Here is a 25,400-nt window from a genome sequence, read left to right on the forward strand (position 1 = left end):
TCTGCCCGCCCTATTCCGCTGCAACCCGCGCACCGCCATATTGCCAATAGGCCGCACAGGCCCCTTCCGAGCTGACCATCAGCGCCCCCAGCGGCATCTCTGGCGTGCAGCCCTTGCCGAAATGCGGGCAGGCCGTAGGTTTGACCCGCCCCGTCATGACGGCGCCACAGGCGCAGCCCTCGGGTTCCGGCGCCGGGTTGCGCGCCACCGCATAGCCGATGCCGAATTTTTCCTCGGCGTCGAAGGCTGCGTATTTCGGGCGGATGCGCAATCCGCTGGCGTCGATCTCGCCGAGGCCACGCCATTCAAAGCTGGGGCGCCGTTCATAGACATCGGCAATGGCGGCCAGACTGACCGGATTGCCCTCATCGGGGACCACGCGGGCATATTGGTTTTCGACCTCGGCGCGCCCTTCGGCAATCTGGTCCAGCACCATCAGCACCGATTGCAGAAGATCGGTCGGCTCGAACCCTGCGACGACAAGCGGTTTCTGGAAATCCCGGGCAATGAAATCATAGGGATGCACCCCGATGACCATCGAGACATGACCCGGCCCGATGAACCCGTCCAGCACCATATGCGGATCCTTCAGCAGGGCGTGGATGGGTTCGGGCACGGTGATATGGTTGCAGAAGACGCTGAAATTGCCCAACCCTTCCCGCGCGGCCTGCTGGATGGCCAGCGCAGTCGAAGGAGTCGTCGTCTCGAAGCCCAGACCAAAGAACACCACGTCGCGTTCGGGGTATTTCCGGGCCAGAGCCAGGGCATCCAGCGGCGAATAGACCATGCGGATATCCGCCCCCGCCGCCCGCGCCTGCAACAGCGATTGCGACCGGCCCGGCACCCGCATCGCATCGCCAAAGGTGGTGAAGATGACGGCCGGACGCCTGGCGATCTGGATGGATTCGTCGATCCGCGCACGCGGCAGAACGCAGACCGGACAACCGGGGCCGTGGATGAATTCCACGCCCTCATGCACCAGCTTGTCCAGACCATAGCGAAAGATCGAATGGGTGTGGCCGCCGCAGATCTCCATGATATGCACCGGCTTTTCGCGGCTGGCGCCGATCTGGTCGGCGCGGCATGCAATCGCGGCCAGCAACGCGCGCGCTGCCTTGGGATCGCGGAATTCCGAGGCAAATTTCATCGTGCCATCTCCCGGTCGGCTTCGGCCATCTGTTCAAGCGCCTCTTGCGCCTCGCCCAGTTCATGCAACGCGGCCAGCGTGCGCGCCGCCTCGTCCTCGTCGATCAGGCTCATGGCGAAACCGACATGGATCAGCACCCATCGGCCGATCAACCCCTCAGGCAGCCCTTCGGCCACGCAGGCGATATTGACCTCGCGGCGCACACCCGAGATCTCGGCCACGGCCATCATCCGCGCAGGATCGGTCATGGCTGTGATGCGGCCCGGGATTCCCAGACACATGGCTATTCCTCCTCTTCCGGGGTGGCATGACGCTCGGCCGGATCCTTGACGCCATAGCGGTCCAGCTTGGCGCGCAGGCCCACCCGCGACACACCCAGTTCGGCCGCCGCGCGGCTTTTGTTCCAGCGGTGGCGGGTCAGCGTCTCGCGCAGGATGCGCATTTCGATCAGTTCGACCCGCTCTTTCAGGCTGCCGTCTCCGACAAGCACCGCTTGGGTCAGGCGGCCGGCGCCGTCTTCACCCGGCGGCCCCTGAAGGATCCGGCGAGAGATCAAATCGGCACCCAGAACGCTGTCTTGCGCAAGGATCAGCATCCGGGTGATCTCATTCGACAACTCGCGCAAATTGCCAAGCCAGTCATAGTTCTCCAGAAACTCCAGCGCGCGTCCGTCAAAACCATGCACCGGCTTGCCGTGGCGGGCAGCCAGTTCGGCCAGAATGTGCTGGGCCAGCATGGCGATATCGCTGCGTCGCGCGCGCAGGGGCGGCACCGCAATCTCGGCCACCGCCAAAGCGTAATAGAGGTCGGGACGGAATCGCCCTTCGGCCACCAGCGCCGCCAAATCCGTGCCGGCCCCGGCGATCAGGCGCAGGTTGCTGGTCAGCGTCTCTTGCCCGCCGACCGGCGTGAAGCCGCGCCCCGACAGGATCCGCAAAAGCACAAGCTGCAATTCGGGCGTGATGGTCTCGATCCCCGACAGATAAAGCGTCCCGCGATCCGCCTTTTGAATCAGGCCGATCCGGCTGGTTCCTCCAGCCACCGCCCCGCGCCGCGCGCCCAGCAGTTCGATCATGACCAGTTCATCGGGCATTCCGGTCAGATCCAGCGCGTAAAAGGGCCGGTCAGCCCTGAGTGAGGCCAGATGCATCGCCTGCGCAAGCTGTTCCTTGCCCGTGCCCTGCTCGCCCGTCAGCAGCACCGGGACATCGAAGGCCGCACATTGCCGAGCCGCGTCAACGGTGCCGTTCATCGGCGAGTTGGGCGCACGCAGCACGCTGTCGAAGCCCTGCTCCTGACGCAGCGCCCGCCGCCGCTTTTCCAGCCGGCTCTCGGAGGTCGAGGCAAGACGGCGCATTTCCAGCGCCAGACGTTCATTCTCGCGCGCGAGATGGAAAAGTTGCGCCGCATTGCGCACCGCCATCAGCAACTGGTCGGGATGCCATGGCTTGGCGATAAACTGATGGATGCCGGCGAGATTGATCGCATCGACGATGGCCGACGGATCGGTATAGCCAGTTATCAGAAGCCGCACCGTTTCCGGCCAGCGCTCGCGCAGCCCGGTCAGGAACTCCACCCCGGTCTGGCCGGGCATCCGCTGGTCGCAGACCACCACCTGCACCCATTCCTCTTCCATCAGCCGGGCGGCGGCGGCGGCGTCCGGGGCGGTCAGGATTTCGAACTCATCCTCAAGCGCCATGCGCATCGCCGAAAGCGAATGCGGCTCGTCATCCACCAGCAGGACAAAGGGGCGCGGCGTGGGCATGGCTCAGGCCTTTGTCGCCAGACCGGCGCGCAGCCAGTCGATCCAGGCCTGCATCCCCTCGCCGGTGCGGGCCGAAAGGCGCAGGATGTCTATGCCGGGGTTCACCCGCCGCAGATTGGCCTCATAGACCTCGGGATCGGCATCGCAATGGGGGGCAAGGTCGATCTTGTTCAGGATGGCAAGCCTTGCGGCCGTAAACATATCCGGGTATTTCAAGGGCTTGTCTTCACCCTCGGTCACCGACAGGATCGCGACCTTGGCATCCTCGCCCAGATCAAAAGCCGCGGGGCAGACCAGATTGCCGACATTTTCGATGAACAGCAGCGAGGCCGGTTCCAGCCGCAGCGCATCCATCGCACCGCCCACCATCTGCGCATCCAGATGGCAGCCCTTGCCGGTATTGACCTGCACCGCCCGCGCGCCGGTGGCGCGGATCCGGTCGGCATCGTTCTCGGTCTGCTGGTCGCCCTCGATCACCGCCAGCGGTTGGCCTTCCAGCATCGAGATGGTCCGGCACAGCAACGTGGTCTTGCCCGAACCGGGCGATGAGACAAGGTTGACCGCAAAGGCTCGCAGCGCCGAAAGCACCCGCCGGTTGCCCGCAGCCAACCCGTCATTGCGGGCCAGAAGCGAGGTCTCGACCTCGATCAGCCGCTGCTGGGTCAGGCCCGGCACCGACAGACCCGCCGCGCCCGCGCCGTAGTCGTGATGGTGACCATGGCCCGGCGCATGGTCGTGATGATGATGGTGGTGGTGATCGCCGGAACCATGGTCATGCGCGTGACCATTCGCGGCATGGCTGTGCCCGTGGCCATGGCTGTGATCCTGCGCGTGCTCATGGGCCAGGCCCAGCCGGTGTGCCTCGTCATGGCTGATCTCGCGCCCGTCCACCGTCACCGTGCTGCCGCAACCGCAAATCCCACACATCAGATCACCTCCATATCCCTGATCCGCATTTCGTCCCCCGTCTCGGGCATCAGCCTGCCACCGCCACAGAGGGGGCAGGGCGACAGGCGGTCGTCCAATTCCACCTGTTCGGCACAGTCGAAACACATTGCCCGGCCCGGCAGGTCGATCATTTCCAGGGCCGCGCCCTCGGCCGGGCTGCCGCGCATGACCACGTCAAAGGCAAAGCTCAGCGCGGCCTTTTCCACCCCGGCAAAGCGCCCGACTTCCAGCCGCATCCGGGTCACGCGGGAAAAACCGTGGCTGCGGGCCTGATCCTCGACAATGCCGCGGATCCCTTCGCAAAGCGACATCTCATGCATGGGGTCCGGCCTCCAGATGCAGAGGGATACAGGGATCAAGGATCATGGCAAGCAAAGGCGCCCGATCCGCCTTGTGCGGCGGAAGTGTCGCAAGGCTGGCCGCCAGCAGCCCGCCCGGCATCAGCAGGTGATCGGTGGGTGTGCGGCGCGAAAAGCGGGTCACGATGCCGCCGGCCGCGCGCAGTTCAAGCGCGCAGAGACCACGCGAACAGGGCACCAGCGCCGCCCCTTGTGCCATCCGGCGGGGCGGCGGGAAAGCCCCGCGCGACAGGGCGTCGAGATCGACCAGCCGGGCCAGCAGATGCACCAGAGGCCCGTGACCATATGCGCCCCGCACCGCCATCAGCAGCGGATGTCCGGCATGGCGTGTGGCAAGGCTGTTCTCGACAGGGCCGTGGCCGAACGGATCCGTCATCGCCGGCAGATCGCTGACCGCCTCGCCCGGCGCGAAATGCCCCTGAACCGCCGCGACAAGGCGCGCAAACGGCGCGGGGCCCGCGCTCCATGCGGCCAGATCACCGGGTCCGGGCAGGCCATCCTGCCCGAAAAGCGCCACCCGCAGCGCGCGCCCCCCCGCCTGCCAGCCCTGCGGCAACGCCAGGGGCGCAAGCCCAAGCTGCGGCGGCAGATGCAGGCACAGCCTGGCCAGATGGTCGCGGATCATGTCGCGGCGCAGATCGTCCAGGGGCGGCAGCGGCAGCCCAAGCGCCAGCGCCATAGCCCATTCCTGCACGGACCGGCACAGGCCGAACAGGGCAGGTAGCATCTGCCTGACCTCATCCACCCTGCGCCCCGTCATCAGCGCATCCACCGCCAGCCCCGCCTGCGTCCCCTGCGCAAGGGCAAGCCCTCCGTCGCGGGGCAAAAGGCGAAAGCTGACGGCGGCAGAGATCATTCCACGCCCCCGGATATCTCCGGATCGTCGCCCTCTGCCGGAGCAGCGGCCAGCCCGCCGGTCAGCAGCGCCCGGCGCGTGGGGCGCGGATCGGGGATCGGTGCATCCGATGCCGGTCCGGCCTCGGATGCGGCCTCGGGCGGCGGCGCAAGCTCGGCCTCGCGGGCGGCGCGAATCTCGGCGGCGCGGTCGGTCCCGTCGCGGTTTTCGGGTTTGAACAGCTCGACCATCACCGCGCGCGCGACATCGACGGCCTGCAACTGGCTGGTGAAATCTGCCATCGGCGAGAACAGCGAACAGGCCTTGTAAGGGCCGGTCATCTCACGGCTGTTATGGATGAATTCATATTCGCCCGAGGGAAAGGCGACCACCTCTTTCTCGCCCGCCTTCAGGGCCGACCAGTCCTGATCCTCGCCCGGCAGCCAGATCAGGTTCATGAACCAGGGCGCGATCAGCACCCCCAGAAAGCCGCCCTGCCAGGGACGAAAGGCCAGCGCCTCGACATGCAGCGCCTGATTGATGATCGGCACGTCGCGCATCTTTGCGTTGAAGACCTCGCGGAAGTCGGCGACCAGCCGGGCGCAGCGCCGCTCGATCTCGGCCGCGATCCGCATCTCGTCAGAGCCGGGATCCTCGCGCACGATGAACTGTTCCTTCGGCGCGTCGCAGCCGGGACATTTCCAGTCGGCGGGCAAGGCCGCGAACGGCGTGCCGGGCAGAACCTGCCGGTATTCATCCCCCTCGGCCGGGTCATAGCTGGTCCAGCAGATCTTGCATTCCATGATCGCCTGCGGGCTGATCCGGTCATTGGCGCCCAGATAAGACCCCTCGAACCCGCCCCGTGCGGTCTCGACGCTCATCGGATCGCCCCCAGCACTTCACGAATGCGGCCCGCGCTGTCCGCCAGATCCTCGGCCGCGGCCAGCACCACCTCGGGCATGGCGGTCACCTCGAAGGTATCGAGGATCAGCACATCCATCGAGTTGAAGAACTGCACCCGCCACAGACGATCCTGCGCGGTCGCGGTGATGCGGCAATTGCCATAGCCGCGCGACAGGATGGTCACCGACCCCTCGCCCAGAGCCTGATCGAGCCAGAGCAGATCCTCTTCGGTATGCGGAAGCAGGGTCAGGTTCACCACATGCAGATCACCGGGGCTGCGCCATGACAGGGATTTGTCCATCAGTTCAGCCAGCAAGGCAGGGGCGTTCACCACCCCCGGCGCGCGCGGGGCCAGGGCCCCGATCGCCGGGCGCTGCGCATGGAACGCCCGCGTCAGGGCAAGCTGCGGCACAGGCGCGACCTCGACCCGGTCGATCCCCTCGGCCTTCAGCACCCAGACCCCGGCAAAGACGCTTTCCTGCACGGCCACCGCCGGCACGCCGCGCACGCGCAGCGACACCTCGCCCTGACCCAGCGTTTCCGCCATCAGCGCCCGGTTGGCCGCATCCAGCGCGGACAGATCGAACGACACCGGCGCCGCCCCCTGGGCCACACGATCGCAGGCCGCGGCGATTTCGGCCAGCATCGCCAGCGCGGGCGCCAGAGGCGCGACATTCCCGACCTCGGGCAGATGCATGTCATAGGTGCGCATCCCGGAAGGCAGCGGCAGCCATTCCAAGCCCTCGCCATCGTCAGGCTGCGATCCGGGGCCGAAACCAACAGGGGGCAGGTGAAAATTCTGGGCCATTGTCTTTGCCTTTCAACCCGGGAGGGAGAGGATGTGGCGGGTGCGGGCGATGTAATCGTTCCAGTCGCGGATCTTCTCGATCGAGCCAAGATAAGAGGCATCGCGGAAGAACAGAAAACCCGGCGTTTTCAGCGCCCTGTGGGTTTCGCGGACCGTTGCTTCGATGGCGTCATCCACCACGGCGCAATCAAAGGCGTTCTGAAAGGCCATGCGCAGTTCCGGCAGGATCACCGCCGCGTCCACCGTCTCCAGATTGCGGGCGGGGTCGCCCGGAACGAACAGGCAATGCAGACCGGGGCGGGCTGTAAACTCTGCGACGTCATGCAGCGAATGCAGGCGTGGCCAGCCGAATTCGGCCTCCAGCCGCGCCAGCAGCGGGTGCAGGGCGCCCCCGCCGGGGCTGTGCAGAATGTCGTGGGAATGGTCATGCATGGGTCAACCCGTTTTGCGGCCTGCGGCCAGCGCCGCCTGAAGATGGGACGGAAGCGCCGGGGTGCGACCCTCGAGATCGGCAAAGGCGCCCGAAGCGTCGCCCCCCGCCATGACCGCCCGCAACCCCTGCAATGCCGCCGCGATCCGTGCGGCGCGGTCAGCGTCGATCACCTCATGCGCCGTGCCGAGGAAGGTCAGCACCCAGTCGCCGGCTTGCGCATCGGCGGTCAGGCTGAGGTCGATCAGATCGCCGCCCTCGCTTTGCCCGGCGATGCCGTCGACCTGCGCCAGCCGCATCGGGATGCCCATGCACATCAGCCGGCCCCCGGGAAAAAGCGCGCATCGCCCTCGCGGCAGGCATCAGAGGCGGCGGGGCGGCCCGTCTCATAGGCCTCGCGCCGGATCGCCGGATCCGCAAGCTGGCCCGAGGTCGCACCCTCGCCGGCCTGAACGCCCCATTCGGCCAGCTTCGCCAGCGCAATCCCGATGGCAGGGTCGATCTGCGCGGCCACTTCGGGGCGGAGCCCTCCTCCGTAATCCTCCAGTTCGACCGGCTGGCAGCCGATCAGCATCAGCTGCGCCGGGCAACGCCCCAGCAGCTGGGCGGTGGCGATCACCTCTTGAAAGCCGGTCTGGTGCAGGCTCATTTTTTTGGCGCCCAGAAAGGCCGGAACCTCTGCCCCTTCGACCAGTTTCAGTGTGCCGGGAGGCAGGCCGTAATCCACCGCGTCAAAGACGATCAGCGCGTCAGCCTCTTCAAGGAAGGGCAGCAGATAAAGCCCCTGCGTGCCGCCATCAAGCAGCCTCACCCGTTCGGGCAAGGCATGGCGCGCGGCCATCTCTTCGACGCAGCGCACCCCGAAGCCCTCATCGGCCCAAAGCACATTGCCGATCCCCAGAACAAGGATATTTGCAGGCGCTTCCGCTGGCATCTGCCCCCTCCCCGAAGCATTGCTGGCAGGCGGTGCGGTCATGTGCCCCACCCCTATGAGCCGAAAGTATAGCCACCAGTTCCGAAAGCAGAGACAAAAAGTCGCAACCCTCGAAATTCCTTGCAAGATGATGATATAAAAATGAAATCCCACCAATGCGGGCGGGATTTCTGGATATGGTGCGGCAAGTGACCTGCCGACTTGTCCTGAAACCGGAAACGATCCTTCCAGTTGCCGCCAGCCGCGTTCAGTCGGGGCGATCATCCTTGAAGGTGCGGTGCCCCGAGATCATCGTCGAGACCATCGACTGGCGCGACATGATGTCTTCGCGGATCGCCACATAGATATGGATGATCATGAAGATCACGATCCACCACATGCCGATATGGTGCAGCGTGTGCAGGCGCTGGGTGTTCTGAACAAGGTCCTGAACCCAGCCGAAGACGGCATGGAACATGCTGTCCTTGCCCGCCCCTTCGGCATAAAGCGCAAATCCGGTGACGATCATGAAAGTCAGACCGACCGTCATGAACAGAAACATCGCAAGCTGCGCCAACGGGTTGTGGCCGACATATTTCTCTGGCTCTTTTTCCAGAAAGAAATACCAGCGCAGCTCGAACAGCAGCTCTGCCCAGAACCGGCGCGAGAAGATCGGCACATAGAAAAGCTGCTTTGCATGGTGATTGCCGATCAGCGCCCAGTAGAGACGGCCGAAAAAGCCGACCGTCAGGATCATCGCGGCCGCGAAATGGGCAAAGCGGATATAGCCGAAGACGAACTGGTCATAGGCTTCGGCGATCTGCATCGAAGGCGGCGGGCTGCCGATAAGCCAGCCGGTCACGCACAAGACCATGATGCAGGCCGCGTTGATCCAGTGCCAGATGCGAACCGGCGCCTCATAGACATAGACCGAGGTTTGCCGGGTAACCTGATGGGGGGCGCCCAGAGGGCGGCCCTCGAAGATATGGTCATCGCCGGGATGGATGTCGCTCATGGCATCACCCGGCGGCCATCAGGGCAAGGCCCGCCACAGCGATCCCGGTGCCGGTTGCCGCCTGCACCATTCTGGCCGCCGTGGCGTTCGAGATCGTGCGGGCGATGAAAATGCCGACGATATGCAGCGCCGCCGTCGAGATCAGGAAGCCGATCATATAAGCTGCGGCATTGCCGTGGGCCTCGGTCGCGTGGGCATGACCGTGGCATATGGCGAAAAGGGCGATCGCTGCCAGCGAGGCGAAGGTGATCTGGTCAGATTGCCCGCGGCGCGAGAACGCCGTCAGAAGACCGAAGGCCACGACCGACAGCACGATCCAGCTTTCCACCATCGGAATCGGAATCCCTGCCCACGAAATCAACGCCCCCACGGCCATCGCGCCCATGAAGGTCGCCGCCCCCAGCCAGAAGCGATGCGGCAGCACGAAGCCCGACCAAAGCCCCACAGCCAGCATCGCCAGCAGGTGGTCCGGCCCAAAGATTGGATGCGAGAGTCCGGCCATGAAGCCCGAGGTCTCTCCCACCCCGGTATGGGCCAGAACGGGTGAGCCCATGAGTGCGGCCAGCGCGGCCAGCATCAGTTTTTTCATTGGATCGTCCCTTTCTCAGCGAATTTTGACGGCGGCAAGCTCGTCACCATCCGGTGACATGACATGGGTAGAGCAGGCCAGGCAGGGGTCGAAACTGTGCAGCGTCCGCAGGATTTCGACCGGCTCATCCGGGCGCTCCATGGGCGTGTTCATCAGGCTGGCCTCGAAGGCACCGATATTGCCCTGGCTGTCGCGGGGCGAGCCATTCCAGGTGGTCGGCACCACGCATTGGTAATTCTCGATCCGGCCGTCCTTGATGCGGATCCAGTGGCCAAGCGCGCCGCGCGGTGCCTCGGTCATGCCGACGCCCTTGGCCTCTTTCGGCCAGGTCGAAGGATCCCATTTCTCGACATTGGCGGTGCTTTGATCGCCATTCTTGATGTTCCGCACCATCTTGTCGAAGAAATGCCGTTGCAGGCGCCCGCAATATTCCGATTCAAGCGCCCGCGCCGCCGTGCGGCCCAGAGTCGAGAACAGCGCCTCGAAGGGCAAATCCATGGTTCTCAACAGGCCATCGACCTGATTTTTGATGTCCTCATGCCCCTTGGCGTAGCCGATGATATAGCGCGCAAGCGGGCCGACCTCCATCGCGTGACCTCGCCAGCGCGGCGCCTTGATCCAGGAATATTTCGCGGATTCATCCAGCTGTTCGATGCGGGTTTTCGTGCCCTTGTGGTTCGGCCCCAGCTCGAATTTCGGATTGGTTTCACCATCCCAGGGATGCAGGCCGCGGCCCGGCTCGCCATAGGAATACCAGGAATGGTCGACGAATTCCTGCACCTGCTCGGGGTCGCGCGGATCGACGTCATGCACCACGTTGAGATTGCCGTTGATGATCGCGCCGCGCGGCAAATGCAGTTGCTCGGGCGAAAAGTCATTCGGGTTCTCGGGAATGTCGCCATAGGCCATGACCGCCTGCGACGACAGCCCGCCCCCGTAAAGCCAGCTTTTGTAAAAGCCGCCGATGGCGATCACATCGGGAATATAGACGTTCTTGTTGAACTCGTCGCACAGATCGATGATCGAGGAGACGAGGTTCAGCCGCTCCATATTGATCGCGCCGACAGATCCGGTGCCGTCGATATTGATCGGGCATGGCACCCCGCCCACCAGCCAGTTCGGATGCGGGTTCTTGCCGCCAAAGATCGTGTGAACCTTGACAATTTCCTTTTGTAGATCAAGTGCTTCCAGATAGTGCGTCGTCGCCATCAGATCGGCTTCGGGCGGCAAAAGATAGGCCGGATTGTCCCAATAGCCGTTCTTGAACAGCCCCAGTTGCCCGGATTCGACGAATTTCTTCAGCCGGTTCTGCACATCGCGGAAATAGCCCGGCGATGACATCGGATGTGAGGGCGAGACCATCTGCTGCAATTCACTGGTCGCCTTGGGGTCGGCGCGCAGGGCATTGACCGGGTTCACCCAGTCCAGCGCATGCAGATGATAGAAATGCACGACATGATCGTGGATCTCCAGCGCCAGCTGCATCATGTTACGGATCGAATTGGCATTGTCGGGGATCATGATCCCAAGCGCATCTTCGACCGCGCGTACCGAGGTCAGCGCATGTGTGCCGGTGCAGACGCCGCAGATCCGTTCGACAAAGGCCCAGGCGTCACGCGGATCGCGCCCTTTCAGGATGACCTCCAGCCCGCGCCACATCGTGCCGGTCGAGACCGCATTGCGGATGACACCCTGATCATCCACGTTGACCTCGCAGCGCATATGCCCTTCGATCCGGGTGACCGGGTCCACCACGATGCGGCGCCCGGAATTGTCGAGGGTAAAGCCATTCGGCGTATTGATCGTCATGGCCTAGGCCTCCACCTTGTCCTGGGTCTTTTTCTGCGCCCGTTTCAGCGCCGAAATCGCGGCATGGACCGCAACGGCCCCACCGACCGCACCCGCCGCGATACCACCCAGCTTGTCGGCATTGGCCTCGACCCCGAAGGCCTTGATATTGGTCAGCCGGTCATAGAACGAACCCTGATCCCAGAACCCGTCTTCCGAGCAGCCGATGCAGCCATGGCCCGACTGGATCGGGAACGAAACGCCCTCGTTCCAGCGCACGGTCGAGCAGGCGTTATAGGTGGTCGGGCCCTTGCACCCCATCTTGTAAAGGCAATAGCCCTTCTTGGCGTTTTCGTCGTCCCAATGCTCGACGAACTGGCCGGCATCGAAATGCGGGCGGCGATAGCATTTGTCGTGGATGCGCTGGCTGTAGAACATCTTTGGCCGGCCCTGGCGGTCAAGCTCGGGCATGCGGTCGAAGGTCAGCATATAGGTGATGACGCCGGTCATCACCTCGGCGATGGGCGGGCAGCCCGGCACCTTGATGATCGGCTTGTCCAGAATGACCTTGTGGACCGGCGTCGCCCGCGTCGGGTTCGGCGCGGCGGCCTGAACGCAGCCATAGGACGCGCAGGCCCCCCAAGAAATGATCGCCTTGGCGTCCCTGGCCGCATGGCGCAGCTTTTCGACAAATGGCTTGCCGCCGGTGATGCAATACATCCCGTCTTCGTTCAGCGGCGGGTTACCCTCGACGGCAAGGATATACTGGCCCTTGTATTTCTGGATGGTGTCCTCGAAGGCGGCCTCGGCGGCATGGCCGGCGGCGGCCATCAGCGTATCGTCGTAATCAAGGCTGATCATCGACAGCACGACATCCTTGGCCAGCGGATGGGCCGAGCGGATGAAACTTTCCGAACAGCAGGTGCATTCCAGACCATGCACCCAGATCACCGGTGTGCGGGGCTTGGTTTCCATCGCATGGGCGATTTTGGGCACGAAAGCCGGGCCGAGGCCAAGCGCCGCCGCTGTCAGCGAGCAATATTTCATGAAACTGCGGCGGGTGATCCCCTGCCGGCGCATGACATCGTAGAATGTCTCGATTTGCGACAAGACGTCCTCCTCCTCTCAGCCTGGCGGCCCGGCAGCGCGGACCTTCGCGTGGTCTTTCAAGGCATGCCAAGGCAGGGGGGCGCAGGGCAATGACAGAATGTCGCAGATGGAGAAACAAATTTTATGGCGTCTTTTCAATCGGCTGCCGAAAATCCCGCGTCGCCCGGATGGTCAGGGTTCAGCCAGAGGACGCGCCCGCCGGTTACAAGCTTTTCGCCGCAGCCATGTGCTGCGCCGCAGCAACCAGCGCCTGACCGAAAGCAAGCCCGCCGTCATTGGCGGGGATCTGGCGATGCAGCAGGACCGGCAGACCGTCCAGCGCCGCCAGACATTCGCGCAACAGGAATGCGTTCTGTAACACACCGCCCGACAGGGCCACCGCCCGCGCCCGGTCGCCCTGAACCAGCGCGCGGGCCGGCGCACAGAAGGCACGCGCCAGCCCGGCATGAAAGGCCCCCGCCATATCGCCCCGATCGCGCCCGGCCGCCAGATCGGCCGCGGCGGCGCGCAACATCGGCGCGGGGTCGATGATCCCATCCCGGCATTCAAAGGGATAGGGCGCAGCAGGGCGCGCCATGGCCTCCAGCCGCATCGCGGCCTCGCCCTCGTAGCTCTGCGCCCCGGCAAAGCCCGCCAGCGCCGCAAAGGCATCGAACAGCCGCCCGGCCGAGGATGATCGCGGCGCATTCACCCCCGCACCGACCGCCTGCCGCAAAAGGGCGCGGGGCGCGTCGGGGAACAGCCGGTCCGCCACGGCGGAAAGCCCCGCCTGATCCAGACGGGCCAGCCCATTGCGCCAGGGCTCCCGGCTGGCGCGGTCGCCGCCCGGTAGGGGGGCGGGGGCCAGATGGGCGAGGCGCTCGAACCCGGTGTAATCGCCCAGCAACAGCTCTCCGCCCCAGATCGTGCCATCCGGTCCAAGGCCAAGGCCGTCCATCACGATCCCGGCCACCCTGCCCCCGTCCAGCGGCCACAGATTATCGCCAAGACACGAGGCCAGATGCGCGTGATGATGCCAGACCCGGATCAGCGGCAGGCCTGCGCCTTCGGCGGTGATCGTCGCGCGATAGCCCGGATGCGGGTCACAGGCGGCCAGTTCGGGGGCATGGTCGAACAGGGCCGCCAGATCGCACAGCGTGCGGTCGTATTCCAGCGCGGTCTCGGCATCGTCCAGATCGCCCAGATGCTGCGACACCATCGCCTGACCGTTCTTGGTCAGGCAGATCGCCGCCTTCATCTGACCACCAAAGGCCAGCACCCGAGGCGCTCCGTCAAACCCCGGCGGCAGGGGCAGCGTGCCCGGCACCCGCCCACGGGCGCGGCGGATCACCATTGGCGGATCGGCGCGCTCGACCCCGTCATCCAGCCGCCGCGCAATCTCGCGGTTGTGCATCAGGAAACCATCGGCAAAGCGCGCCAGCGCCTTGCGCGCCTCGTCATTGCCGGTGACCTGCGGGGCGCCCGAAAGATTGCCCGAGGTCATCACCAGCATCCCCCCGAACGCGGCAATCAGCAGGTGATGCAGCGGCGTATAGGGCAGCATGACGCCAAGCGCGCGCATCCCCGGCGCCACATCCTCGGGCAATGTGCCCCGGGCGGGCACCAGCACCACCGGCGCCGCCGGGTCGCGCAACAATCGCCAGCAAGCCTCGGATGGCGTCGCATGGGCGCGGATCATCGCCGCGGTCCCCATCAGGGCAAAGGGCTTCGACGGCCGCCTTTTGCGCGCCCGCAACAGCGCAACGGCCCTGGCATCGGCCGCATCGCAGGCAAGGTGAAAGCCGCCCAGCCCCTTGACCGCGACGACCTGCCCCGCCTTCAGCGCCGCCACCGCCAATGCGACAGGATCGCCCGCGACCTCTTTTCCCCCGGCCTCATACCACAGGTTTGGGCCGCAGGCCGGGCAGGCGATGGGCTGCGCGTGAAAGCGGCGGTCGGCGGGATCGGCATATTCGGCGGCGCAATCGGGGCAAAGATCAAAGCCCGCCATCGTGGTTCGCGCCCGGTCATAGGGCAGTTCGCGCAGGATCGTATAGCGCGGCCCGCAATGGGTGCAGTTGGTAAAGGCATAGCCCTGCCGCCTACCGGGCGCTAAGATCTCGGCCCGGCATTCCGGGCAGGTCGCGGCATCGGGCGTGACCCGCGTTTCGGCGCCTGTGCCCGCGCTGGCCGCGATGGAAAACCCCTCGGGCATCGCGGCAAAAACCTGTGGCACGGCCTCGATCGCGTCGATTCTGGCCAGAGGCGGCCTATCCGCGCGCAAGGCCGCGATGAAATCGCCGCAATCCTGCGCGACCAGACGGATCAGGACCCCTTCGGCATCGTTCAGAACTTCGCCGCGCAACCCCGCCGCCCGTGCCAGCCGCCAGACAAAGGGCCGGAAGCCGACCCCCTGCACCTGCCCGCGCACCCGGATGGCGAAGCCCTGTTCCATGGTCGGCAAAGTCATGTCCGGCGGGCACTCCTTCCTCAATGCACGGTGCAGACCATGCAGGGGTCAAAGCTGCGCACCACATGCTGCACGCCAAGCGGGGTCGTCTCGCCCGGCTGGACCACAAGCCCCTCAAGCGCCGCCTCGACCGGACCGGGCACGCCGCCGGCATCGCGCGGGCTGAAGTTCCAGGTGGTCGGAGCGACGATCTGATACGAGGCGATCCGCCCGCCTTCGATCCTCAGCCAATGGCCAAGCGCGCCGCGCGCGGCTTCGACCAGCCCTTCGCCGATCCCATCGCTGATTTTCAGGGGGCCGGCCATGAAGCGGGCCTCGGGCACGATCCCGCGCGCCAGATCCTCCATCAGAACCTGACTGCGCGCCAGTTCCAGCAGACGCCCCGCCACCCGCGCCAGCACCCCGCCGCCGCCATCGCGGACCAGATCCAGCGCCAGCGGATGGCCGTCGATCACCTGCCGGGCCAGCGCGCCGGTTTCCATGGTGCGTCCGGCCAGTCTGGGGGCCTTGCACCAGCTATAGGCGGTGTCGCGCATATCCTCGTCGGGATCGGTCACACCCTGGGCCGGATGCGCCGCAGGCCCCAGCATCCAGCTATGCGACAAATCCTCGCTGATCGCCGCGATGTCGAGAGGCTGCGCCCCGCCATCCCAGATGCCGGGGGCAAAGCCGTGGCCGCCCTCCAGCGGATAGGCGCCAAAGGACAGATAGCGCCCCGAGCCGCGCCCCAGATCCGCCAGATCCAGATCGGCGGCGATGCGCAGGAACAGGCCGGCATCGCCCCCTTGCCATCCCATCAGCGCCGGGACCGAGGAAAGGGCCGCGAAATCCTCGACCGCTGCCCCAAAGACCGTATCCTCCAGATAGCGGCGAAAGGCCGTCAGGCTGGCCAGAATACGCAGCCGGTCGCGTTCGGACGGGGCGCGCGTCACGCCGCCGGGCTGGATCGCCAGGGTATGCGGCCATTTCCCGGCCATCAGCCCAAGGATATGCATCAACCCCGCCCGCGCCTCGACCGCGCGTTTCAGGGCCGATCCCTCCATCGCCGTGAACCGGGCCACCGCCCGATCATACCAGCCCCGCGCCTGATATTGGGGTCTGGTGAAATCGGGCATGAAGAACAGGCTGAAATGCGTCAGATGGTCCGAGACATTCTCGACCGCGTGGATCAGCGCGGCCATCCGCTCTCCTTGCGGTTCGGGGACCTCGCCCACCGCCATGGCCAGCGCCCGCGCCGCCGCCGCCGACTGGCTGATCGAGCAGATGCCGCAAATCCGCGGCACGATGGTCAGCGCATCGCGCGGATCCTTGCCGGGCAGCATACGCTCGAACCCGCGATAAAGCGGCGAGTTGATCCGCGCCGCGCTGACTCGCCCCTCTGCGATGTCCAGCCGGATCTCCAGATCGCCCTCGACCCGGTTGAACGGGCCGACGATCAACTGCCCCTGCCCCGTTTCGCCCCCTGCCCCGCTCATCGGGGTTTTCTCAGCGTCGGCGGGGTGACGATACGATCGGCCACGGCATTCTTCGCGATCCGCTCGGGCGTGGCGGCCTTGGACAGCGATGCCAGCGCCATGAACCAGGCCTTGGGCATATCGGTCGGCAGGCCAACCGGAATGCCGGCGATCTTGGGCGTGGCGGTGAACAGGTGGCGCGGCTCTTCAAATTCCGGCGCGGTGCAGTTGATGCAGGGATATCCGCCGCGTGTGCAACTGCCCTGACCATTCCAGGGCCGGATATTGCAATCGCCCACCGCCTGTGTGCCGATACAGCCCAGATGCTCCATCATGCAGCCCATTTCCGACAATGCGCGCGCGCTGGCCTTGTACTCGTAGAACTCGTTCTTCGGGCAGGCATGATGGACCAGATGATCGGCATAGAACCGGGGCCGGCCAAGCGCATCCAGATCCGAGGCCCCCAGCCGGCCCGCCGCCAGCATCAGAAGCGTCTCGGTCACCCAATCGGGATGGGTCGGGCAGCCGGCGATATTGATGACCGGCAGACCGGCACGGGCGCGGAACGTGGCCGGCAGGGCGCCGCCGGGATGGGCACCGTCATATTGCACCCCCACCGCATCCGAGGGGTTGCCCCCTGCCGTGGTCACGCCGCCATAGGTCGCACAGGTGCCCACCGCCACCACATGGGCCGCCAGCGGCGCCAGGTCCCGCATCCAGTCCAGTAACGGACGCCCGGTGCCCGACAGGATTTGATAGCGTCCGGTGCCACGCGGCCCGCGTGCAATCGCGCCCTCGACGCAGAGAATGTCCAGCGGCACCTCGCCCGAAACAAGGCTGGCCAGAATCCCGCGCACCTCGGCACCGCTTTCAAGGCTCAGCGCCGGATGCCACAGAAAGGTCAGCCCCGCCCCGGCAAGCAGGTCAAAGACATTCGGCCCCTCGGCACATAGCAGCGACATGGTGCAGCCACCGCAACCGGCGCTTTGCAGCCACAGAATGTTCATGCGCCCTCTCCTGCCAGCGGCAGCTCCAGCCGAAACAGCGCCCCACCACCAGAGGCGGGGCTGTAACTCAGCCTGCCGCCATGATCCTCGGCGATCTTGAGGCTGATCGACAGGCCAAGTCCGGTGCCTTTTCCCACGGGTTTCGTGGTAAAGAACGGGTCAAAGATCATTGCGGCCGTTGCCTCGTCGATGCCCGGCCCGTTGTCGTGGATTTCCAGCACGCCACGGCCTTCCTCGCGCATGATCCGCAAGGCGATCTGCGGGGCTGCGGTTTCCGAAACCGCATCCAGCGCGTTCTGCACCAGATTCATCACCACCTGCTGAATATGGCCCGTATGCCCCAGAACCATCACCGGCCCTTCGGCATTGATCTCGGGCACGGTGCTGTGGCCTGCCCCGCGCATGATCCAGAAGGCGGCGGTGCGGGCGGTCTCGACCAGATCGAAGGCCGCCATCTCTCCGCCCCCATCCGAGGACAGTCGGCGCAGATCCTCGACGATATCGCGCACCCTTTCGGCCCCCTCGCGCGCGCCCTGCACCGCCTCGCGCAGGTTGCGCAACTCGCGGTCCAGCCGCAATTCTTCCCGCAGGCGGACCAGTTCATCCCTGTCGGCCCCGGCCTGAACCCGGTCGAAATAGGTCTCGAACTTGGCGGCATAGCGTTCCAGCGCATGGGCATTGGCATAGACAAAGCTGATCGGATTGTTCAGCTCATGCGCCACCCCGGCCAGCAAACGCCCCAATGAAGCCAGCTTCTCGCCATGGACCAGCTGCGCCTGAGCGGCCTTCATCTCGGCATGGCTGCGTTCAAGCTGGGCATAGGCGCGGCGCAATTCCCCCACCGGACGCCCCGTCAGCACCAGCCCCTCGATCCGGCCGCGATCATCGAGGCGCGGCGACAGGACCGCCTCGACCGGGGCCGGCTCGCGCGAACTCACAAGCGAAAGCTCCATCCGCCCCGGCGCCCGCGTGCGCGCAATCTCCGCAATCAGGGCCGAAAGACCCGCGCGATCCTCTTCGCGCACCAGATCCGCCACGCTCCGGCCGACCAGGGCCGCGACAGGCAGCCCGGTGCAGACACAGGTCGAGGCATTGACCTCATCCACCCGCCCGTCGCGATCCAGCACGATCAGCACATCGGAAACCGAGGTGATGACCGAGGACAGGAACTGGCGCAGCGCCTCAAGCTCGCGGTTCTGGGCCTCAAGCCGCTCCTGATGTTCGATCAGCTCGGCATAGGTGCGATCCACCGCAATCAGCACATCGGACCAGGCCGCATCCGTCAGCGCAGCACCCGCCCTGTCGTCCTTTGCGTCCATTGCCCGTGGCATTTGCAATCCTCTCCTCACCCTTGCGCATCTTTCCATCCTGCATGTCAAGCCTGATAGTATGCCAAGCCTATGCTGCACCCGGGCGGGGGGCTAGAAGTGGGCGGGAGACATCACCTACATCTGGACGCGCGAGGGCTGGGTTTATCTGGCCGTCATCATCGACCTGTTCTCGAGGCGCGTGATTGGCTGGGCCATCAGCAACCGGATGAAGCAGGATCTGGCGATCAGGGCGCTGAACATGGCTGTTGCCCTGCGACGACCGCCACCCGGCTGTATTCACCACACGGATCGCGGCGCGCAATACTGCGCCCATGACTACCAGAAGCTTCTACGCAAAAACTGGTTCAAGGCATCAATGAGCGGCAAAGGCAATTGCTATGATAACTCGACCGTCGAAAGTTTCTTCAAGTCCCTGAAGGCCGAACTGGTCTGGAGACGCAACTGGCAAACCCGCCGCGACCCGGTGTCGTGGCAATCAATGCATGCAGAAAATGACGCCTCGTGATTGACGCATCGCAGGAGCCCGCCTAAGTATGTTTGTGACCGATCACTAACTAACGAGGTGCCCCGTGCGCAAGTCAGCGGAGCTTCGCAAGGCCGAGATCGTGGCCACCGTGCTCGACCTCGCCGACAGGATCGGGCCGGACCGGGTGACGACAGGAGCGGTCGCGTCGCAGATCGGCGTCACGCAGGCTGCGCTGTTCCGGCACTTCCCGACCAAGGTCGCGCTGTGGCAAGCGGTGGCCGAGCATGTGGCCGAGGGGCTGGCGACGGCCTGGGACGATGCATTGCGCCTCGGAGACACGCCGATTGTCAGGTTGCGTGCGCTGATTTCCGCGCAGTTCACGCAGATCCACGCGACCCCCGCGCTGCCGATGCTGCTGTTCTCGCGTGAGTTGAACGTCACCAACGCCGAGCTGCGCGCCACCTTTCACGGCAGGCTCACGACCTTCCACGGCCTTCTGGCGACCGAGGTCAGAGCCGGTCAGAAAGCCGGCGTGTTACGTGGCGACATTGCCGCAGAGGATGCGGCAGTGCTGTTGACCTCGCTGGTGCAGGGCGTGGCGATCCGCTGGTCGCTCGGCGACCGCGATTTCGACTTGCGTGCCGAGGGGCTGCGCCTGTTCGACGCGCAGTGCGGGCTTTTGGCTGCTGAAGGAGAATAGACGATGCGGCGCTTCTGGCTGTCGGGTGTTCTTCTGGCGGCGGCCGTCGCTGCCGGCTTTCTGTTCTTCACCGAACGCCCGCTGACGGTGGCGGCCGTTCAGCCCGAACATGATGTAGCCCTTCGCATCTACGGGCTGGGCACTGTCGAGGCGCGGATCCTCAGCCGCGTCGGCTTCGAGGTGGGCGCCGCCCTGACCTCGCTGGCCGCCGATGCCGGGGACAGCGTGGCGAAGGGGCAGGAACTGGCCATCCTTCACTCTGCCGAACAGGAAGCGCGCGTTGCCCGCGCCGGCGCAGCGGTGACAGCCAACGAGGCCAATCTTGCCAAGGCCACCGCAGCCGTGATGCGCGCCCATGCCGTTCTGGCCGAGCGTGAGGCAGCGAACCGCCGCCAGCAAGGGTTGGTGCAGCGTGATATCGCCTCGGTCCAGCGCGCCGAGGAAGCGCAACGTGACGAGGATGTGGCCCGCGCCGATCTGGCCGTGGCCGAGGCAGATGTGGCGGTGATCCGGGCACAGAGCCTTGATGCGGCGGCGGCGCTGCGGCAGGAGGAAGCCCTTCTCGCCCACCACCGGCTGGTCGCGCCCTATGATGCGCTGATCGTCGCGCGCCATGCGGAGCCGGGCACGGTAGTGAAAGCCGGCGATGCGATCTTCACCCTGATCGACCCGGCCACCGTCTGGATCCAGGCCTATGTCGACGAGGAGCGCGCCGGCCAGCTTGCCCCCGGCCAGCCCGGCACGATCCGGCTGCGCTCGCAGCCTTCGGCCGAGTTCCACGGCACCATCATCCGCATCGGCCTCGAAAGCGACCGGGTGAACGAGGAGCGCCGCGTCTGGCTGACCTGCGCCGACTGCCCCGCCGAGATGTTTCTTGGCGAACAGGCCGAAGTGCGCATCCTGACTGGCACACGCGCGAGCGCACTGATGGTGCCCGAGGTCGCCATCACCGGCTTCGACGGCCATCGCGGCACGGTCTGGACGGTGCAAGACGGTCGTCTCGCACGGATAGGGCTGACCTTCGGCGCCCGCGATGATCGCGGCCGCGTCGAGGTCGCGGGCGGCCTACCCGAAGGAGCCGCCATCGTCACCAGCCCGCCCAGGGGCGCCGCAGAGGGCCGGCGCGCCCACCTTAGCGAGGCGCCATGAACCTCGCGCTCAAAGATATCCGCCACGGCCTGTTCCGGTTCGTGCTGACCTGTTTCGGGCTGGGGCTATTGATGACGGTCGTGCTGGCGATGATCGGTATCTATAACGGCCTCGTCTCGGACGCGCTGGCGGTGGTAAAGGCACCGACCGCAGATGTCTGGGTTGTGGAGGCTGGTACCAAGGGACCGTTCGCGGAAGCCTCCAGCATTCCGGTCGACACGCGCGATGCAGTGGCACGGATGCCCGGCGTGGCCGAGGCCGGCGCGGTGAACTACCAGAACGTCGAAGCGCCTCATGCCGGGCACACGCTGAGACTCTACGTCGTCGGCTACGAGCCGGGGCGTCCGGGCGGGCCGCAGGCGATCGCCGAGGGGCGCGGCATCGGCGCCAGCCATTTCGAGCTGGTGGCCGACCGCAAGACCGGCCTGCTGCCCGGCGAGACGATCCGGCTCGGGCGCAACCGCTTTACCGTGGTCGGGCTTGTGGAAGGCGCGATGAACTCGGGCGGGGATCCGGCGGTCTATGTGACGCTGGCCGACGCGATGGCGCTTCAGACTGAACTCAACCCCGCCGCCCAGCGGGTGCAGGCCGCGCGCGGCGCCGTTTCAGTCAAATCCGCATCCGTCGCCGCCGTCATCGCCCGCGTGGCGCCGGGCGCCGATGTCGATCTGCTGACCGCGACCGTGCGCCAGTGGAAGCACCTCGCCGCCATGACCCAGGCCGAGCAGGAGCAGTTGCTGCTCGCCTCGGTGGTCGACAAGGCGCGCCGCCAGATCGGGCTGTTCCTCGGCATCCTGCTGTCCGTCAGCGCCGTGGTAATCGCCCTCATCATCTACACGATGACCATGGAGAAGCTGAAGCAGATCGCCACGCTGAAGCTGATCGGCGCGCCCGACCGCACCATCATTGCGCTGATCGTGCAGCAGGCGCTGATCCTCGGCGCCTCGGGCTGGGGGATCGGCCTGATACTGATCCTTGCGGTGAAGGACTATTTTCCCCGCCGCGTGGTGCTGGAGCCGTTCAACGTCATGGTCCTTGCCGGCATCATCGCCGCGGTCTGCCTTCTATCCTCCGCGCTCGGCGTGCGGGCGGCGATGAAGGTCGACCCGGCCACCGCGCTAGGGAGCTGACATGGCGCTCGGCGACATCCTCATCGAGGTCTCGGGCGTGGCCAAGCATTTCGGCGAGGGCTCAACCCGCGTCGATGCCCTGCGCGCGGTCGATCTGACCGTGCGCGCCGGCGAGGTTGTCGCGCTGCTCGGCCCGTCCGGGTCGGGCAAGACGACGCTGCTCAACATCATCGGCTGCATCCTCGCCCCATCGGCGGGACGGGTGGTGCTTGATGGCGAGCCGGTGTTCGACGGCAGATGGCTGCGGCGCGACCTGAGGCGCCTCAGGCTCGACAAGATCGGCTTCATCTTCCAGGCGCACAACCTCCTGCCCTTCCTCACCGCGGAGGAGAACGTCGCGGTCGTGCTGGACCTTGCCGGCTGGTCCGCCGACAAGGGCCGGGCACGGGCGCGCGAGCTGCTCACCTATCTGGAAGTCGGCCACCGGGCGACGGTCAAGCCGGCGCTGCTTTCGGGCGGCGAGGCGCAGCGCGTGGCGATCGCCCGCGCGCTCGCCAACCGCCCCCGCATCATCCTGGCCGACGAACCCACCGCCGCGCTCGACGGCGCGCGGGCCGGGCTGGTGATGGACCTGTTGCGCAGGCTTGCCGTCGAGCAGGAGGCCTGCATCGTCACCGTCACCCATGACGAAAAGATCTTCGACCGTTTCGACCGCCTGATCCACCTGCGCGACGGCCGCCTCGCCGACGCCTGACCCCGGAGCTATCCATGCCCGCAAGACCCCGCACCCTGGCTATCGCCGCCGCCGTCGCAGTGATCTTCGGCCTGCTCACCCTCGTCTCGGGCGGCAGGGCGCTCTTCGGCGGCGTCGACATGGGCGCGGTGGTGCCCTTCGTGCTGTGGTTCAATTTCGGCGCGGGGTTTGCCTATGTTCTGGCCGGCATCGGCCTGTGGCGCGGCGCGGGCTGGGCGCCGGTGCTGTCGCTCGCCATCGCCGTGGCGACTGCGGCCGTCTTCGCCGCCTTCCTGTGGCATGTCGGCTCGGGCGGCGCCTGGGAAGCGCGCACCATGGGCGCGATGATCCTGCGCAGCGCCATCTGGATTACCATCGCGGCCTTCGCATCGCGGTGCCATAAGCCATCCGATTGATCCATTCACCCAGCCAGCGATGGCGGCTGCCAGCAGCCATCTCGCCAGCCAGGAACCCGACATGAGACGATTTCCAACCATTGATCTGTCATTGACCCTTTCGCTCGTCACCGTGCTCGGCATGGCAATGGCGGCGGCCGGCAGGTGGCTGCCCAGCGGAGCTTTCGACGCTCTGGAGCTGCCGGGGCTAGTGCTAGTCTATCTGGCTGGCGGCCTGCCCACCGGCTGGCGCGCGCTGTCGGAACTGTGGCGCGCGCGCGTGCTTGACATCGACCTGTTGATGATCGTCGCGGCAATCGCCGCCGCAATCGTCGGCGCCCCGTTCGAGGGTGCGGTGCTGCTGACGCTGTTCAGCATCTCGACCACGCTGGAGGAACGCGCGCTTGGCCGCGCCCGCCGCGCCATCGAGGCGCTGATGGCGCTGCGCCCCGAGACCGCCTTGCGCAAGTCCACCAACGGCGCTGTGGAGGAAGTTCCCGCCGAGGTGCTGGCCGTCGGCGATGTGGTGGTGCTGCGCCCCGGCGCCCGGGTGCCCAGTGATGGCGTGGTCGTCACCGGGCGCGGCGGCATCGACGAGGCCAATATCACCGGCGAATCCATGCCCGTGTCAAAAGAGGCCGGTGCGCAGGTTTTCGAGGCCACGATCAATCTGGACGGCGTGCTGGAGGTCGAGGTCACGCGCAGCGTCAGCGACAGCACCATCGCCCGCATGATCCGCCTGGTGACCGAGGCGCAGGCCGCCCGCGCACCCTCAGAGCGGTTCAGCGAATGGTTCGGCCAGCGCTACACGGTCGCGGTGCTGGCGGGTGCGGTGATCGCCTTTGCCACGTTCTGGTGGCTGGGCGGCGACTGGGAACTGGCGCTTTACCGCGCCGCCACGCTGCTGGTCGCCGCCAGCCCCTGCGCCATCGTCATTTCCGTCCCCGCCGCGATCCTGTCGGCCCTGTCGGCGGCGGCGCGCGGCGGAGTTCTGTTCAAGGGCGGCGGCGCGCTGGAGACGCTGGCCGAGGTCGATATCTTCGCCTTCGACAAGACCGGCACCCTGACCACCGGCCGCGCCGAGGTGACGGAAATCGTCGCGCTGGATGGCGACGAGGCCGGGTTCCTGTCGCTGCTGGCGGGGCTGGAGGCGCATTCCGAGCATCATATCGCCGCCGCGATCCGCCGCGAGGCCGACACCCGCGGACTTGATCCGGCGCGCATTGCCGACGTGAACGCAAGGCCGGGCATCGGCATCGAGGGCTGCGATGCCTCTGGCCCGGTCTGGGCGGGCAACCCCTATCTTGCCAGGGACATGGGGGCCGCGACGGATCACCCCGCGTTGCAGGCGCTGGCGGATGGCGCCAATTCGGTCGTCTATCTGGGCCGCGGCGCCACCGTGCTGGGCGCCGTCAGCGTGGCGGATGAGGCGCGGGCCAGTTCCGCCGGGGCGATTGCGGCCCTGCGCGACAGTGGCATCCGCCGCATCGTCATGATGACCGGCGACCGCCGCCCGGTCGCCCTGCGCATCGGCGCCGAGCTTGGCCTTGCCCCCGACGAGATCCACGCCGAAATGCTGCCCGAGGACAAGGTTCGCGCGGTGGGCGATCTGGCCCCAACCGGCTGCGTCGCCTTTGTCGGCGACGGGGTGAACGACGCCGCGGCGCTGGCCCGCGCCGATGTCGGCATCGCCATGGGCGTGGCCGGGTCCGAGGTGGCGCTTCAGGCCGCCGATGTGGCGCTACTCTCCGAGGATATGGAGCGGCTGGCCGATGCGCAGCGCCTGTCGCGCCGAACCTCAAGGGTGATCCGCCAGAACCTGACCTTCGCCATCGGCGCCATGGTGGTTCTGGTCATCGGCGGGCTGTTCTTCGACCTGCCCTTGCCGCTGGTGGTGATCGGCCATGAAGGCGGCACGGTGCTGGTGGTGCTGAACGGGCTGCGGCTGCTGTCGGACCCGATCCGCCGGCCCAAGGCACCGGCGAGCCGACAGGCATTGCCGGGTGTGGCGCTGCCGGCCTGACTCGAAAGGGGCG

25 protein-coding genes and 1 pseudogene are annotated in these 25,400 nt (G+C 66.2%); 7 read left to right on the forward strand and 19 right to left on the reverse strand.

Annotated elements, in window-relative coordinates:
- Positions 1 to 10: 10 nt before the first annotated feature.
- From hypD to PARJ55_RS0116350, 19 genes are all read right to left on the reverse strand, one after another.
- A complete protein-coding gene (gene hypD, locus PARJ55_RS0116260) occupies positions 11 to 1,147 on the reverse strand; it encodes a hydrogenase formation protein HypD (protein WP_028713999.1) in 1,137 nt (378 codons plus the stop codon).
- The gene (gene hypC, locus PARJ55_RS0116265; protein WP_028714000.1) at positions 1,144 to 1,428 is read right to left on the reverse strand and encodes a HypC/HybG/HupF family hydrogenase formation chaperone; all 285 of its coding nucleotides are present in this window, start codon (positions 1,426 to 1,428) and stop codon (positions 1,144 to 1,146) included. Before hypC ends, hypD begins: the two co-directional genes overlap by 4 nt.
- Before the next feature lie 2 nt (positions 1,429 to 1,430).
- Positions 1,431 to 2,912 (reverse strand): sigma-54 dependent transcriptional regulator, encoded by a 1,482-nt coding sequence (locus PARJ55_RS0116270; RefSeq protein ID WP_028714001.1) that lies wholly within the window; start codon positions 2,910 to 2,912, stop codon positions 1,431 to 1,433.
- Positions 2,913 to 2,915: 3 nt separating this feature from the next.
- Positions 2,916 to 3,839 (reverse strand): hydrogenase nickel incorporation protein HypB, encoded by a 924-nt coding sequence (gene hypB / locus PARJ55_RS0116275; RefSeq protein ID WP_028714002.1) that lies wholly within the window; start codon positions 3,837 to 3,839, stop codon positions 2,916 to 2,918.
- On the reverse strand, positions 3,839 to 4,180 hold the full coding sequence (gene hypA / locus PARJ55_RS0116280; protein ID WP_028714003.1) for a hydrogenase maturation nickel metallochaperone HypA: 342 nt from the start codon (positions 4,178 to 4,180) through the stop codon (positions 3,839 to 3,841). Before hypA ends, hypB begins: the two co-directional genes overlap by 1 nt.
- A complete protein-coding gene (locus PARJ55_RS0116285; protein WP_051416312.1) occupies positions 4,173 to 5,075 on the reverse strand; it encodes a hypothetical protein in 903 nt (300 codons plus the stop codon). The genes hypA and PARJ55_RS0116285 overlap by 8 nt, the downstream gene beginning before the upstream one ends.
- On the reverse strand, positions 5,072 to 5,935 hold the full coding sequence (hybE, locus tag PARJ55_RS0116290) for a [NiFe]-hydrogenase assembly chaperone HybE (RefSeq protein WP_028714005.1): 864 nt from the start codon (positions 5,933 to 5,935) through the stop codon (positions 5,072 to 5,074). Before hybE ends, PARJ55_RS0116285 begins: the two co-directional genes overlap by 4 nt.
- Complete coding sequence (locus tag PARJ55_RS0116295; RefSeq protein ID WP_028714006.1) at positions 5,932 to 6,765, reverse strand: hydrogenase expression/formation protein; 834 nt, start codon at positions 6,763 to 6,765, stop codon at positions 5,932 to 5,934. Before PARJ55_RS0116295 ends, hybE begins: the two co-directional genes overlap by 4 nt.
- Before the next feature lie 12 nt (positions 6,766 to 6,777).
- Positions 6,778 to 7,197 carry a hydrogenase accessory protein gene (locus tag PARJ55_RS0116300; protein ID WP_051416313.1) on the reverse strand — a complete coding sequence of 140 codons (420 nt, stop codon included), beginning with the start codon at positions 7,195 to 7,197 and terminating at the stop codon, positions 6,778 to 6,780.
- Positions 7,198 to 7,200: 3 nt separating this feature from the next.
- Positions 7,201 to 7,512: a HypC/HybG/HupF family hydrogenase formation chaperone gene (locus tag PARJ55_RS0116305; protein WP_011749370.1), complete on the reverse strand. Its 312-nt coding sequence runs from the start codon at positions 7,510 to 7,512 to the stop codon at positions 7,201 to 7,203.
- Entirely contained in the window at positions 7,512 to 8,129 is a 618-nt protein-coding gene (locus PARJ55_RS0116310; protein ID WP_028714008.1) for a HyaD/HybD family hydrogenase maturation endopeptidase, read from the reverse strand. The genes PARJ55_RS0116305 and PARJ55_RS0116310 overlap by 1 nt, the downstream gene beginning before the upstream one ends.
- A 247-nt stretch (positions 8,130 to 8,376) precedes the next feature.
- Positions 8,377 to 9,123 (reverse strand): Ni/Fe-hydrogenase, b-type cytochrome subunit, encoded by a 747-nt coding sequence (cybH, locus tag PARJ55_RS0116315; RefSeq protein WP_028714009.1) that lies wholly within the window; start codon positions 9,121 to 9,123, stop codon positions 8,377 to 8,379.
- 4 nt (positions 9,124 to 9,127) lie between these two features.
- Positions 9,128 to 9,712: a HupE/UreJ family protein gene (locus PARJ55_RS0116320; protein ID WP_028714010.1), complete on the reverse strand. Its 585-nt coding sequence runs from the start codon at positions 9,710 to 9,712 to the stop codon at positions 9,128 to 9,130.
- 15 nt (positions 9,713 to 9,727) lie between these two features.
- Positions 9,728 to 11,521 carry a nickel-dependent hydrogenase large subunit gene (locus PARJ55_RS0116325; protein WP_028714011.1) on the reverse strand — a complete coding sequence of 598 codons (1,794 nt, stop codon included), beginning with the start codon at positions 11,519 to 11,521 and terminating at the stop codon, positions 9,728 to 9,730.
- A 3-nt stretch (positions 11,522 to 11,524) separates the two neighbouring features.
- Positions 11,525 to 12,610 carry a hydrogenase small subunit gene (locus PARJ55_RS0116330; protein WP_028714012.1) on the reverse strand — a complete coding sequence of 362 codons (1,086 nt, stop codon included), beginning with the start codon at positions 12,608 to 12,610 and terminating at the stop codon, positions 11,525 to 11,527.
- A gap of 202 nt (positions 12,611 to 12,812) precedes the next feature.
- Positions 12,813 to 15,059, reverse strand: a complete 2,247-nt coding sequence (gene hypF / locus PARJ55_RS0116335) for a carbamoyltransferase HypF (protein ID WP_371257431.1) — start codon at positions 15,057 to 15,059, stop codon at positions 12,813 to 12,815.
- 20 nt (positions 15,060 to 15,079) lie between these two features.
- Complete coding sequence (locus PARJ55_RS0116340; protein WP_028714014.1) at positions 15,080 to 16,534, reverse strand: nickel-dependent hydrogenase large subunit; 1,455 nt, start codon at positions 16,532 to 16,534, stop codon at positions 15,080 to 15,082.
- Positions 16,531 to 17,520, reverse strand: coding sequence for a HupU protein (locus PARJ55_RS0116345; RefSeq protein WP_028714015.1), 990 nt, complete (start codon positions 17,518 to 17,520; stop codon positions 16,531 to 16,533). Before PARJ55_RS0116345 ends, PARJ55_RS0116340 begins: the two co-directional genes overlap by 4 nt.
- The gene (locus PARJ55_RS0116350; RefSeq protein ID WP_028714016.1) at positions 17,517 to 18,851 is read right to left on the reverse strand and encodes an ATP-binding protein; all 1,335 of its coding nucleotides are present in this window, start codon (positions 18,849 to 18,851) and stop codon (positions 17,517 to 17,519) included. The genes PARJ55_RS0116345 and PARJ55_RS0116350 overlap by 4 nt, the downstream gene beginning before the upstream one ends.
- A gap of 94 nt (positions 18,852 to 18,945) precedes the next feature.
- Here PARJ55_RS0116350 and PARJ55_RS22330 point away from each other — a divergent pair.
- The 7 genes and pseudogenes from PARJ55_RS22330 to PARJ55_RS22335 all read left to right on the forward strand — a co-directional run.
- A pseudogene (locus PARJ55_RS22330) lies at positions 18,946 to 19,308 on the forward strand (IS3 family transposase); the annotation flags it as partial.
- A 112-nt stretch (positions 19,309 to 19,420) separates the two neighbouring features.
- On the forward strand, positions 19,421 to 20,017 hold the full coding sequence (locus PARJ55_RS0116365) for a TetR/AcrR family transcriptional regulator (protein WP_028710801.1): 597 nt from the start codon (positions 19,421 to 19,423) through the stop codon (positions 20,015 to 20,017).
- Between the two features lie 3 nt (positions 20,018 to 20,020).
- Entirely contained in the window at positions 20,021 to 21,166 is a 1,146-nt protein-coding gene (locus tag PARJ55_RS0116370; RefSeq protein WP_028714017.1) for an efflux RND transporter periplasmic adaptor subunit, read from the forward strand.
- Positions 21,163 to 22,296: an ABC transporter permease gene (locus PARJ55_RS0116375; protein WP_028714018.1), complete on the forward strand. Its 1,134-nt coding sequence runs from the start codon at positions 21,163 to 21,165 to the stop codon at positions 22,294 to 22,296. The genes PARJ55_RS0116370 and PARJ55_RS0116375 overlap by 4 nt, the downstream gene beginning before the upstream one ends.
- Before the next feature lies 1 nt (position 22,297).
- A complete protein-coding gene (locus PARJ55_RS0116380) occupies positions 22,298 to 22,990 on the forward strand; it encodes an ABC transporter ATP-binding protein (RefSeq protein ID WP_028714019.1) in 693 nt (230 codons plus the stop codon).
- 14 nt (positions 22,991 to 23,004) lie between these two features.
- Entirely contained in the window at positions 23,005 to 23,385 is a 381-nt protein-coding gene (locus PARJ55_RS0116385) for a hypothetical protein (RefSeq protein WP_028714020.1), read from the forward strand.
- Between the two features lie 61 nt (positions 23,386 to 23,446).
- Complete coding sequence (locus PARJ55_RS22335; protein WP_051416314.1) at positions 23,447 to 25,387, forward strand: cation-translocating P-type ATPase; 1,941 nt, start codon at positions 23,447 to 23,449, stop codon at positions 25,385 to 25,387.
- Positions 25,388 to 25,400 lie beyond the last annotated feature (13 nt).

Source organism: Paracoccus sp. J55, assembly GCF_000513975.1.
Taxonomy (GTDB): Bacteria; Pseudomonadota; Alphaproteobacteria; order Rhodobacterales; family Rhodobacteraceae; genus Paracoccus.

Coding starts and splice junctions, on each gene's coding strand:
- hypD (WP_028713999.1), bottom strand. CDS start 1,147: ATGAAATTTGCCTCGGAATTCCGCGATCCCAAGGCAGCGCGCGCGTTG.
- hypC (WP_028714000.1), bottom strand. CDS start 1,428: ATGTGTCTGGGAATCCCGGGCCGCATCACAGCCATGACCGATCCTGCG.
- PARJ55_RS0116270 (WP_028714001.1), bottom strand. CDS start 2,912: ATGCCCACGCCGCGCCCCTTTGTCCTGCTGGTGGATGACGAGCCGCAT.
- hypB (WP_028714002.1), bottom strand. CDS start 3,839: ATGTGTGGGATTTGCGGTTGCGGCAGCACGGTGACGGTGGACGGGCGC.
- hypA (WP_028714003.1), bottom strand. CDS start 4,180: ATGCATGAGATGTCGCTTTGCGAAGGGATCCGCGGCATTGTCGAGGAT.
- PARJ55_RS0116285 (WP_051416312.1), bottom strand. CDS start 5,075: ATGATCTCTGCCGCCGTCAGCTTTCGCCTTTTGCCCCGCGACGGAGGG.
- hybE (WP_028714005.1), bottom strand. CDS start 5,935: ATGAGCGTCGAGACCGCACGGGGCGGGTTCGAGGGGTCTTATCTGGGC.
- PARJ55_RS0116295 (WP_028714006.1), bottom strand. CDS start 6,765: ATGGCCCAGAATTTTCACCTGCCCCCTGTTGGTTTCGGCCCCGGATCG.
- PARJ55_RS0116300 (WP_051416313.1), bottom strand. CDS start 7,197: ATGCATGACCATTCCCACGACATTCTGCACAGCCCCGGCGGGGGCGCC.
- PARJ55_RS0116305 (WP_011749370.1), bottom strand. CDS start 7,512: ATGTGCATGGGCATCCCGATGCGGCTGGCGCAGGTCGACGGCATCGCC.
- PARJ55_RS0116310 (WP_028714008.1), bottom strand. CDS start 8,129: ATGCCAGCGGAAGCGCCTGCAAATATCCTTGTTCTGGGGATCGGCAAT.
- cybH (WP_028714009.1), bottom strand. CDS start 9,123: ATGAGCGACATCCATCCCGGCGATGACCATATCTTCGAGGGCCGCCCT.
- PARJ55_RS0116320 (WP_028714010.1), bottom strand. CDS start 9,712: ATGAAAAAACTGATGCTGGCCGCGCTGGCCGCACTCATGGGCTCACCC.
- PARJ55_RS0116325 (WP_028714011.1), bottom strand. CDS start 11,521: ATGACGATCAATACGCCGAATGGCTTTACCCTCGACAATTCCGGGCGC.
- hypF (WP_371257431.1), bottom strand. CDS start 15,059: ATGACTTTGCCGACCATGGAACAGGGCTTCGCCATCCGGGTGCGCGGG.
- PARJ55_RS0116340 (WP_028714014.1), bottom strand. CDS start 16,534: ATGAGCGGGGCAGGGGGCGAAACGGGGCAGGGGCAGTTGATCGTCGGC.
- PARJ55_RS0116345 (WP_028714015.1), bottom strand. CDS start 17,520: ATGAACATTCTGTGGCTGCAAAGCGCCGGTTGCGGTGGCTGCACCATG.
- PARJ55_RS0116350 (WP_028714016.1), bottom strand. CDS start 18,851: ATGCCACGGGCAATGGACGCAAAGGACGACAGGGCGGGTGCTGCGCTG.
- PARJ55_RS0116370 (WP_028714017.1), top strand. CDS start 20,021: ATGCGGCGCTTCTGGCTGTCGGGTGTTCTTCTGGCGGCGGCCGTCGCT.
- PARJ55_RS0116375 (WP_028714018.1), top strand. CDS start 21,163: ATGAACCTCGCGCTCAAAGATATCCGCCACGGCCTGTTCCGGTTCGTG.
- PARJ55_RS0116380 (WP_028714019.1), top strand. CDS start 22,298: ATGGCGCTCGGCGACATCCTCATCGAGGTCTCGGGCGTGGCCAAGCAT.
- PARJ55_RS0116385 (WP_028714020.1), top strand. CDS start 23,005: ATGCCCGCAAGACCCCGCACCCTGGCTATCGCCGCCGCCGTCGCAGTG.
- PARJ55_RS22335 (WP_051416314.1), top strand. CDS start 23,447: ATGAGACGATTTCCAACCATTGATCTGTCATTGACCCTTTCGCTCGTC.